Here is a 6,681-nt window from a genome sequence, read left to right on the forward strand (position 1 = left end):
CTTCCTGCCGGTGGGTTTTGCCAAGTCCGGCACCGGCGAGTACGTGTACTCCTTGTTCCAGGTGGTCGGCATCTCGCTGATCCTGTCGTGGGTGGTGGCGGTGCTGTTCACGCCCTTCATCGGCTACAAGCTGCTGAAGGAGGAGAAGCACGCCCACCATGATGAAGACGCCGTGTACCAGCGCGGCTTTTACGTGAAATTCCGCCACTTTGTGGACTTTTGCCTGCGCCAGCGCTTCTGGGTGATTGGTATTACGCTGGCCGCGTTCGTGGGTTCGCTGCTGCTGTTCAAGGCGGTGCCGCAACAGTTCTTCCCGGCTTCCGACCGCCCGGAACTGATGGTGGACCTGTGGATGCCCAAGGCGTCGACCTTTGAGGCCAGCGAGCGCGAAGTGCAGGAGCTGGAAAAGCTGCTGAAGGGCGATCCGGATATCGAGGCGGTGACCAGCTTCGTCGGCGATGGCGCGCCGCGCTTCTATCTGCCGCTGGACGTGCAGACCCCCAACCTGAACCTTGGCGAAATGATGATCATGACCAAGGGAGGCGAGGCACGCGAGCGCGCGGTGGCCAAAGTGCGCAAGCTGTTCGACGGCCGCTTCGCCAATGTGCGTGGGCGCGTCAACCGGCTGGAGAATGGACCGCCCGTTGGCTACCCGGTGCAGTTCCGCGTGTATGGCAACGACCCGGCCAAGGTGCGTGAAATCGCTCAGAAAGTTGGCGTGATTGTGCGTACCAACCCGCATGTGCGCGCGGTCAATGAGGACTGGGGCGAGCGCGTCAAGCGCGTGCGGGTGGACGTCGACCAGGACAAGGCGCGTGCGCTAGGCGTGAGCTCCATCCAGATCAAGGCGGCCCTGGAAGCCTCGCTGTCCGGCACACCCATCACGCAGTACCGCGAAAACGACCAGTCGATTGCGGTGATGACCCGCCTGGTCGCACCCGAGCGGACGGACCTGAACAATCTGAAGGACGCGAAGATCTATCTGCGCGAAGGCAAGTTTGTCCCCGTGTCCCAGGTCGCTCGCCTGACGCTCGATAGCGAAGAAAGCCAGTTGTGGCGCCGTAACCGGATTCCCACGCTGACCGTGCGTGCCGACATTGAAGGCGCACAGGCACCCGATGTGACAAATGCTGTTTGGCCGATGTTGCAAGCCCTGTCGAAGGATCTGCCGCTCGGCTACGGCATCGAAATCGGCGGTGCGTCGGAGTCCAGCGCCAAGGCGCAGACCTCGGTCTTCGCCGTGATGCCGGTGACCGTCATCGTCGTGCTGCTGTTGCTGATGGTGCAGCTGCAGGACATGAAGAAGATGGCGCTGGTCCTGCTGACTGCCCCGCTGGGCATGATTGGTGTGGCGGCCATCATGGCAGCCTGCCAGATTCCATTTGGCTTCGTCGCCATGCTGGGCGTGATCGCGCTGGCCGGCATGATCATCCGTAACTCGGTGATTCTGGTGGTGCAGATTGACCAGGAGATGGCAACCGGCACCCCGCTCTGGACCGCCATTGTGGAGTCGGCCGTGCGGCGTCTGCGCCCCATTGTGCTGACCGCGCTGGCAGCCATCCTGGCCATGATCCCGTTGACCCATTCGGTGTTTTGGGGGCCGATGGCGTGGGCCATCATGGGTGGCCTGGCGGTAGCGACCGTCCTGACCCTAGTCTTCTTGCCGGCGCTGTATGCGGCCTGGTATCGCGCGTAGCGCCCCACCGCTGCCTGAGGAAAATTCGATGAAAATGAAACTGAAAACTCTGCCGGCAGCGCTTGGTATGCTGCTGGCCCTGCATGGCGGGATGGCAAGCGCGATGGACGTGGCCGAGGCTTACCGTCAGGCGCTGATCAATGATCCGGCCAGCCTGGCCGCCGACCAGGGCCTGCTAGCAGGCAACGAGAAGGCAGTGCAGGGCGATGCCCTGCTGCGACCGCGCGTCAATCTGCAAGCTGGCGTCTCGCGCGTCCACAATCGCCAGACCGGTGATATGACGCCCGCATCGTCGGCGTTGCTGCCCGAGTCGAGTACCGGTACCGCGAGCCAGGCCAGCGTGCAGCTGGTCCAGCCGCTGTACGACCGCAGTGCGACGGCCAACCGCCAACAATTGCGCGAGCAATCAGTGTTGGCGCGCACCCAGTTCAGGGCATCGCGCCAGGATTTGGCCATGCGCGTGGCCGAAGTGTATTTCGCCGTACTGGTGGCGGAAGACACACTGCGCGTGGTGCAGGCCGAGCGCGATGCCGTAAGCCATCAGCGCGACCGTGCACAAGCACGCTACGCCGTAGGGCAGGACCGCATCACCGATGTGCAGGAAGCGCAGGCGCGCCTGGACGCGGTGGTCACGCGCGAAGTGACGGCGCAGTCCATGCTGCAGCTGCGGCGTGCGCAGTTCCGGGAGACCGTCGGCGCGGAACCTGATGAACTGGCGCCGTTCGCCGCCAATTTCACGCCGCACATGCCTGAACCGATTGCACTGTCCGAGTGGCAGATGCGCGGCGAAAGCCGCAGCACACAAGTGCTGGCCAAGCAATCGGAACTGGAAATTGCGAATGTCGAAATTGCCAAGCACCGGTTGTCAGGACGCCCAACGCTGGTTCTGGTGGCGAGCTATGGCGCGAAGAACCAGCACGGCAGCCTGTCGCCGCTGGTGGCGCCGGAAGGTGACCGTACCGCCTCCATCGGTGTGGTGCTGAACGTTCCCTTGTATGCGGGCGGCGGCCTCGATTCACGCCAGCGCGAAGCGGTCGCGCGCCTGGGCCAGGCGGAACAGGGCCTGGCGGCGGTCAAGCGCGATGTGCGCTTGAAGGTGCAGGAGGGCTATCTGTCGGTGTYGACCGGCGTGTCGCGCATCGCCGCCCAGGAACAGGCGTTGACGTCTGCGGTGTCCGCCCTGGAAGCGACCATCGGCGGGCGCGATGTCGGTACCCGTACGGCTTTGGACGTCCTGGACGCACAGCAGCGCCTGTTCGCCGCGGAACTGGACCTGGTGCAAGGGCGCGCCGACTATCTCCTGGGCCGGCTGYGTCTGGCGCTGGCGTCGGGCGATCTGGATGAGGAAAGCCTGACCCAGCTCAACCCGTGGCTGGCGCATTAAGGGGAATGAATGATGCGGTTCGTCATGCGCGGTCCCGCCAGCCTGCTGTCACGCGCAGGCTGGGTCGCGGTCTTCTCAATGGTTCGGAGCGCGTGCTCCTCGACACGGCCATGGGTCAACGGGCCGATTACCGAGCAGTCACCGACGCCGGCGGCGTTGGTGCGGCTGGCGGATGATGGCAAACCGCATGCGATCATTGGCGCAGTCACCCTGTCAGGCGGCGGCGCACGCGCTGCTGCCTTCGGATTAGGCGTACTGAAAGAGCTGGACGCCACGCAGTTCGCCCTGGATGGCCAGAACACGACGCTGATGGCCCAGATGGGCCTGGTGAGTGGTGTCTCTGGCGGCAGCGTGCTGGCGGCCTACTATGCGGCTTTTGGCGAGGAGACCTTTACCCGCTTCGAGCCAGACTTTCTGATGCAAGACTTCCAGGCCGGGCTGATCGCCCAGGCATTCTCGCCGCGCTCGCTGTACCGCATCAGTTCACCCTGGTATAGCCGCAGCAATGTGCTGGCAGAAAAGCTGGACATGCTGTATCGCGGCAAGACCTTTGGTGATCTGCTGGCACAGCAGCGTGGCCCGCGCTTGCTCATCACGGCGACCGACCTGACGACGGGCGCCCCATTTGAATTCACGCCCGAGCAATTCGCATTAATCTGTTCCGACTTGAACAGCGTGCCACTGTCTTATGCCGTGGCAGCGTCTTCTTCGGTGCCGTTGTTGCTGAGCCCTGTCACGGTGCGTAACTACGCCGGCAAGTGCCCCCCAGTCCAGGCAGGTGGCAGTGGCTGCGCACGCGGAAGGCAATCTGCAGGCGCGCCTGCTGGACGCGAGTGTGCAAAGTTATCTGGACGCCGACGAACGGCCGTACCTGCATCTGGTCGACGGTGGCCTGATTGACAATCTCGGCGTACGGGGCCTGCTGGTCCGCGCGGTGGCGGGAGGCACGTTGGATGCGAGCTTCCAGCATCTGCCACCCGGTTCGGTGCACAAGATCGTCCTGGTCAGCGTCAACTCGGAGCGGGATCTTGGGGAGCGCCTGGACCAAAGCGACCACGTGCCGGGTATGGGCCAGGTGATGAACGCACTGGTGTTTGGCGCCGGTTCACGCGCCACCGGCGAGACGCTTGCGGTGATGAGCGATAGCGCGCAGCGCTGGCGCCAGGAGCTGGACGCGCTACGGGGCAAGACGGGCAGTCCGTTTGCGGCCGACGCAGAAATCTATGTCATCAGCGTGAGCCTGCGTGATCTGAAGGATGCAGCAACCCGCTCGGTGCTGCTGCAGGTGCCCACCGCGCTAACGATCGTCCCATGGCAGGTGAAGCAACTGCAGGAGGCGGGTCGTGCCGCGCTGCGCGCCTCGCCCGAATTCCAGCGTCTACGCACCAGCTTGCAGCCGCCGGCAGCTGGCGCGGCACCTTGAACGGGCGGGCCGAGATGGAGGATGTTCGACATGAGAAAGAGCGTCAAGCAAGGGCTGCTGCTGCCCCGTTCCCGCCGTGAAGATAACATGCGCGAGAAACTGCAGACCGCGCCATTCCAGACTGCGATAGATTTTTTTCGGCTTGATACCGGTCGATTGCAGGGAGAGCAATCACCGGCGCGCTCGGAAGACGCGGAAGCATTAATTATCAAACCGCCACTTAAGCGAAAGCGTAGTATGCGACAGAACTCTCCCGTCGCGACCATCGAGTATCCGCTGGCCGAGGGCAAGTACCTGGCTTCCAAGACCGATCTCAAGGGCCGGATTACCAACGTGAATCCGCATTTCATCGAATCCAGCGGCTTCACCGAAGAGGAACTGATTGGCGCACCACACAATCTCGTGCGCTATCCCGACATGCCGCCCGAGGCCTTCGACGATTTGTGGCAGACCCTGTGGGCAGGCCTGCCATGGACCGGGCTGGTGAAAAACCGGAGCAAGAACGGTGACTACTACTGGGTGGAAGCGAATGTCACCCTAATGATGGAGGCAGGTGTGGCGACGGGCTACCTCTCAGTGTGGACCAAGCCCGCCCGCGTCGAGGTGGAGCAGGCCGAGCACGCGTATCGGAGCATGCGCCACGGTAATCCGGACAGACTGACGGTCCGTCGGGGCCAAGTCGCGCGCGCGGACCTGGCGGGTATGCTGTCTGGCCTCGTGAGTTCCTCGCTGCGCCTGCGCGTCGCCGGGGCGCTGGCCACGATTGCCTTGCTATTTGTCGCCATGGGTGTGCYGGGATTCACCATGGTTGATCGGAGCCTGGGCAAGTTGCTCGCGGCAGCAGGCGGGCTGGGAGTGATGGCGATTGTCCTGTTGTAGTATACCGTTCGCCACTCCGTTGGCATCCCGATGCAAGAGGCGATTAAGACTGCGCGCGCGATCGCTGGTGGTGACCTCAGTGGCAAGATTGTGACCAGCCGTCACGACGATATCGGTCAAATGCTACGCGCCATGCAGCAGATGAACCTCTATCTGGCGGCAATGATCGGTGACGTGCGTTCGAACATGGATACATGGCGGCAGCGACGCAGGACATATGGCAACACCATTGGGGACGGTAGCACGAAAATAGCGGCAAGGCCGCCACGCAGACGCGGCGATTCCGCGAGCAAACTAAAATGGGGATTGCTGATGGAGGCAGCGCTACGGCAGGGTCTTGTCCATTTGATCTACTTCACGCCCTCGCTGGGGTCTTGAGCGAGGTCCATGTGGCTGCGGCATTCTGCCGGTCGTTCTCAGGACTTCAGCCCGCTGAAGCGGGCCTGTTTATTGGCCGTTTCCGGATTTGCGTCGATGGAGCGAAACGAACAGATCTCGCATCTCTTTGTTCTCGCGCCAAGCCGTGGAAAGATGCGCGCCGCAGGAACTCGCGTCACGCGTCCGATGCAGGCGGTGTTGGCGCCCGCGGCCGAACATGAGACGTTGGATTGTGTCCGGGGATATGTGTTCACTGATAAGGTAGGCTAGCGCATAGCTCCATCCACACTCATGGGCGAGATCTAAAGCCTCATCAACGATTGCTGCAGACTTGCCGGGCATGCGGCGATCTTGAAGATCAATTGACATGATGGTCTCCTCTCTGCCAGTCGCTGCACAGACCCGTTCAGTCGGTCGGCAGATGCTATGGTGATGGAGAAAACCATACCATCCTGTGCCGTTTCGGTGGTTCGTTATTTCCTATCGCAATCTCCAAATGATATACGGGGCGGCTGAGGGGCGCATGCTGACAGGCACCCGTGCGTATTGTGCACATAGAACGCGATATGCGCCGCGCGCCGCTGGTGCGCGACATTATTCGATGTGCCATTTCATCGCCTGCCTTGTGGAATGGCCGCGCCGGCCACGCGTGGTCCGTGGGCGTCCTCAGTCGCCATTGCTGGTGCCGCTGACTGCTGATCGGATCAGCGCGCCTTTGGTCGCAGATTGCTTGCTTGCCAAGCGTGCGCTACACCGGCGCCGTAGGGGGTAGGGTGAATCAAAGAGTACCGACATCAGTCAGGTACAGAACGGGACGATGGGCGTTCCCGGGTCGCTTGCTCTTCCGCATATAAAACACTCTCGGCCTGCAAAGGCATCGGCTCGCATCAGCGGGCCTCTTTGTGCCGGTCAGTCACGGAC

General features: G+C 62.6%; 7 protein-coding genes. 6 read left to right on the top strand and 1 reads right to left on the bottom strand.

The annotated features are described in order from the left end of the window. From AB4Z11_RS18960 to AB4Z11_RS18985, 6 genes are all read left to right on the top strand, one after another. Nucleotides 1–1,696, top strand: a 1,696-nt coding sequence (locus AB4Z11_RS18960; protein ID WP_442026883.1) for an efflux RND transporter permease subunit, incomplete at its 5' end; no start/stop codon positions are given. A gap of 34 nt (nucleotides 1,697–1,730) precedes the next feature. Continuing rightward, nucleotides 1,731–3,080, top strand: coding sequence for a TolC family outer membrane protein (locus AB4Z11_RS18965; RefSeq protein ID WP_442026884.1), 1,350 nt, complete (start codon nucleotides 1,731–1,733; stop codon nucleotides 3,078–3,080). 9 nt (nucleotides 3,081–3,089) lie between these two features. Further along, nucleotides 3,090–3,980 (top strand): patatin-like phospholipase family protein, encoded by an 891-nt coding sequence (locus AB4Z11_RS18970; RefSeq protein WP_442026886.1) that lies wholly within the window; start codon nucleotides 3,090–3,092, stop codon nucleotides 3,978–3,980. Continuing rightward, nucleotides 3,865–4,503, top strand: coding sequence for a hypothetical protein (locus tag AB4Z11_RS18975; protein ID WP_442026887.1), 639 nt, complete (start codon nucleotides 3,865–3,867; stop codon nucleotides 4,501–4,503). The genes AB4Z11_RS18970 and AB4Z11_RS18975 overlap by 116 nt, the downstream gene beginning before the upstream one ends. A 30-nt stretch (nucleotides 4,504–4,533) precedes the next feature. Then, nucleotides 4,534–5,382 (top strand): PAS domain-containing protein, encoded by an 849-nt coding sequence (locus tag AB4Z11_RS18980; RefSeq protein WP_442026889.1) that lies wholly within the window; start codon nucleotides 4,534–4,536, stop codon nucleotides 5,380–5,382. A 30-nt stretch (nucleotides 5,383–5,412) separates the two neighbouring features. Then, nucleotides 5,413–5,760 (top strand): hypothetical protein, encoded by a 348-nt coding sequence (locus AB4Z11_RS18985; RefSeq protein WP_442026890.1) that lies wholly within the window; start codon nucleotides 5,413–5,415, stop codon nucleotides 5,758–5,760. Nucleotides 5,761–5,829: 69 nt separating this feature from the next. Here AB4Z11_RS18985 and AB4Z11_RS18990 read toward each other — a convergent pair whose 3' ends face one another. Beyond that, on the bottom strand, nucleotides 5,830–6,129 hold the full coding sequence (locus tag AB4Z11_RS18990) for a hypothetical protein (RefSeq protein WP_442026891.1): 300 nt from the start codon (nucleotides 6,127–6,129) through the stop codon (nucleotides 5,830–5,832). Between the last annotated feature and the right edge of the window lie 552 nt (nucleotides 6,130–6,681).

Origin of the sequence: Pseudoduganella sp. RAF53_2, from assembly GCF_052113985.1 — a bacterium.
GTDB lineage: Bacteria > Pseudomonadota > Gammaproteobacteria > Burkholderiales > Burkholderiaceae_D > Rugamonas.